This is a genomic window from uncultured Caballeronia sp. (assembly GCF_964243625.1).
Classification (GTDB): Bacteria; Pseudomonadota; Gammaproteobacteria; order Burkholderiales; family Burkholderiaceae; genus Caballeronia.
The window spans coordinates 1-3,388 of record NZ_CAXTGZ010000643.1 but is presented as its reverse complement, the minus strand read 5'-3'; the positions used below and the strand labels follow the sequence as shown (position 1 = coordinate 3,388).

Here is a 3,388-nt window from a genome sequence, read left to right as displayed (position 1 = left end):
TTTCGTCGCCGGTGCGATCGAGGAAACCCGTGTTGATGAACGCGACCCGCGCCGATGCCGCCGCAATGCACGCCTGCAGGTTGACGCTCGTGCGGCGCTCCTCGTCCATGATGCCCATCTTGATGGTGTTTCGCGGCAAACCAAGCAGGTCTTCGACGCGGCCAAACAGCTCATCGGAGAAAGCAACTTCGGCCGGGCCGTGCATCTTCGGCTTGACGATGTAAATCGAGCCCGTGCGCGAATTAAGCTTGTTTTTCAGGTCGTGCACGGCGCCGAGCGATGTCATCACGGCATCGAGAATGCCTTCCGGAATCTCATGTCCATCGCGATCGACCACGGCCGGGTTCGTCATCAGATGCCCGACGTTGCGAATGAAGAGCAGCGAGCGGCCATGCAGCTTGACCGTCGAGCCATCGGGCGCGGTGTATTCGCGATCGGCGTTCAGGCGGCGCGTGAACGTCTTTCCGTTCTTCGTCACGTCTTCGGCCAGATCGCCCTTCATGAGGCCAGTCCAGTTGCGGTAGAGCTGGACTTTGTCGGCGGCATCGACGGCGGCGACCGAGTCTTCGCAGTCGATGATCGTCGAGACAGCCGCTTCCATCAGCACGTCTTTCACGTGCGCGGAATCCGTCTTGCCGATGGAATCCGCGGCGTCGATCTGGATCTCGAAGTGCAGGCCGTGATGCTTGAGGAGGATGGCCGACGGCGCGTTTGCATCGCCCTGGAAGCCGATGAACTGCTCCGGCGATTGCAACGCTGACGATCCGTTTTTCAGCGTGACGGCGAGCTTGCCGCCTTCCACGCGATACGCGGTTGCATCGGCATGCGAACCGTTCGCGAGCGGCGCGGCTTCGTCGAGGAAAGCACGGGCGCGCGCGATGACCTTCGCGCCGCGAGCCGGGTTGAACTGCCTGGTGCGCTCCGCGCCGTCGGTGTCGGGGATCGCGTCGGTGCCGTAGAGCGCGTCGTACAGACTGCCCCAGCGCGCATTTGCGGCGTTGAGCGCGTAACGTTGATTCGAAAGAGGCACGACGAGTTGCGGGCCGGCCTGCGTCGCGATTTCCGTATCGACGTTCTGGGTCGTCGCTTTCACGGCCGTGCTCGACGGGACAATGTACCCGACGCTCTCCAGGAATCCGCGGTACGCCTTGAGATCACGCACCGGGCCGGGATTCGCCTTGTGCCATGTGTCGAGTTCCGCCTGCAGCCGGTCGCGCTCGGCGAGCAGCGCACGGTTTTTCGGCGCGAGGTCGTGGACGAGGGCATCGAAACCTTTCCAGAACGCTTCGCTTTCGATGCCGACGCCCGACAGCGCCTCGTCATCGACGTACTTGGCGAGCACGTCCGCCACCTGCAAACCGTTTCGCTTAATCATTTGACTCATGAGTATCTCCAGCTCTGTTTGTATTCGTCGCGATGCAGCATTGTAATTGCCATCATGTTAACGCTTCTTGGCCCAATCGACCGGTTGGTGACGTTGTAAAGGGCGTGGAGGATCGCCTCTACGAGTTCGCCGACGTCCGGCGCGCGAAGACAAGCAAAGCCGGAATGACTATATTTGTCGTCCTGTACGCTGTAATTGACCGATCAATCCATGCAGGCGGCGCATCATTGCCGCTGTTCAATCTTTATCGTTCAGAGGATTCCATGACCGAGTTGTCCGCGTTCCCCATCACGGCAAAATGGCCGGCGCAGCATCCCGAGCGGCTGCAGCTTTATTCGCTGCCGACGCCCAACGGCGTCAAGGTCTCTATCATGCTGGAGGAGACGGGTTTGCCGTACGAGCCGCATCTGGTGAGCTTCGAGACGAATGACCAGACGTCGCTGGCATTTTTATCGCTGAATCCGAACAACAAGATCCCGGCGATCATCGATCCGGACGGACCGGACGGCAAACCGCTCGGGCTGTTCGAATCGGGCGCGATCCTGCTTTATCTCGCCGATAAAACCGGCCAGTTCATCCTGCAGGACGCGGCCGGCCGTTACGAGACGATCCAGTGGGTGATGTTCCAGATGGGCGGAATCGGCCCGATGTTCGGCCAGCTCGGTTTCTTCAACAAGTTTGCAGGCAAGGATTACGAGGACAAGCGTCCGCGCGACCGGTACGTGGCGGAATCGAAGCGTCTCCTGGGTGTGGTCGAGCAGCGGCTCGCCGGCCGGAAATGGATCATGGGCGACGAATACACGATCGCGGACATTGCGAGTTTTCCGTGGATTCGCAACCTGATCGGTTTTTATGAGGCGGGAGATCTGGTGGGCATCGATAACTTCCCGAACGTGAAACGTGTGCTGGCTGCGTTCGTGGCGCGGCCTGCAGTCGACAGAGGCTTGAACATTCCGAAGCGGGGTTGATGTTTTCAGGTTCCCCGAGGCGGCTCCTATGCCGCCTCTTTTCGTATTCGATGCCCTGATTAATAAGCAATCGCGAGATAATAAAAAATCTTGTTCCTCGCATTGTTATTAAAATAAAAACGCCGAAATGATCGGCTTGACGTCGCGGTTACCAAAATAATAAACCGCTTGACGCTTTTCTCTCCTGCGCCAACAATCAATCTCACAACGGCATCTCAATAACACGGCTTCAATTGCGCGTGTTTTAACGTCGGCATAATCATGACCAAAACCGAAACGTCCCTTCAAAAGACGGAAGAGCTGCGCAGCTTCCTGTTCCTGACCGTCGTGATGGTTCCGGTTCTGACGATCATGTTCGTTGCTGCATATGGTTTTGTGGTCTGGTTTTATCAAATGGCGATCGGTGGTCCGCCTCATTGACTTATTTGTAAATTAAACCGTTTAACGTTACACAACGACAGGAGTCGGGTTATGTCTGCACGCCTGAAAAACGCGTTCCTTGAAATGGCTTTAATTCCCGAATCGCATATTGCGGGAATCGTCGTTCATGCAAGTAAGTTGGATCTGGAAAAAATCAAGCAGGCTATTTCAATGTTTCCCGGTTCCGAGATTCACGCAATCAGTCCGGAAGGAAAAATGGTAGTGACGCTTGAAGCGGACCGGTCGGGTGTTCTCGCTGACCAGATAGACGCCATTCATGCAATGCAGGGCGTGTATTCGGCATCGCTCGTATATCAGCATCACGAAGACGTGGCCGCGCTCGATGAGGAGATCCGGAATGAGCCTGACGCGTCGAAGCTTTATTAAGCAAACGGCAGCCGCCACGGCAGCTTCAGCGGCAGGATTGGCGCTGCCGGCGCTCGCCACGGGCGTGGATCGAATGGCGGGCGCCGTTGACACCGAAGTGAAATGGTCGAAAGCGCCGTGCCGGTTCTGCGGAACAGGCTGCGGCGTGAGCGTGGGTGTGAAAGGCGGCAAGGTGGTCGCGACGCAGGGCGATCCACAAGCGGAAGTGAATCGCGGGCTGAATTGCGTG

General features: G+C 57.8%; 5 protein-coding genes. 4 read left to right on the top strand and 1 reads right to left on the bottom strand.

Going from position 1 to position 3,388, the window contains the following annotated elements; all coding sequences use genetic code 11:
- On the bottom strand, positions 1-1,384 hold a 1,384-nt coding region (locus tag ACFFAR_RS28565; protein ID WP_375508939.1), incomplete at its 3' end, for a malate synthase G.
- Between the two features lie 263 nt (positions 1,385-1,647).
- Here ACFFAR_RS28565 and ACFFAR_RS28560 point away from each other — a divergent pair.
- The 4 genes from ACFFAR_RS28560 to ACFFAR_RS28545 all read left to right on the top strand — a co-directional run.
- Complete coding sequence (locus tag ACFFAR_RS28560; RefSeq protein WP_174363807.1) at positions 1,648-2,352, top strand: glutathione binding-like protein; 705 nt, start codon at positions 1,648-1,650, stop codon at positions 2,350-2,352.
- A gap of 261 nt (positions 2,353-2,613) precedes the next feature.
- Complete coding sequence (locus ACFFAR_RS28555) at positions 2,614-2,772, top strand: periplasmic nitrate reductase, NapE protein (RefSeq protein WP_062170125.1); 159 nt, start codon at positions 2,614-2,616, stop codon at positions 2,770-2,772.
- Between the two features lie 51 nt (positions 2,773-2,823).
- Positions 2,824-3,159 carry a chaperone NapD gene (locus tag ACFFAR_RS28550; protein WP_061999770.1) on the top strand — a complete coding sequence of 112 codons (336 nt, stop codon included), beginning with the start codon at positions 2,824-2,826 and terminating at the stop codon, positions 3,157-3,159.
- Positions 3,131-3,388: twin-arginine translocation signal domain-containing protein (locus ACFFAR_RS28545; protein WP_375508938.1), on the top strand; the 258-nt coding region annotated here is incomplete at its 3' end. The genes ACFFAR_RS28550 and ACFFAR_RS28545, both read left to right, overlap by 29 nt.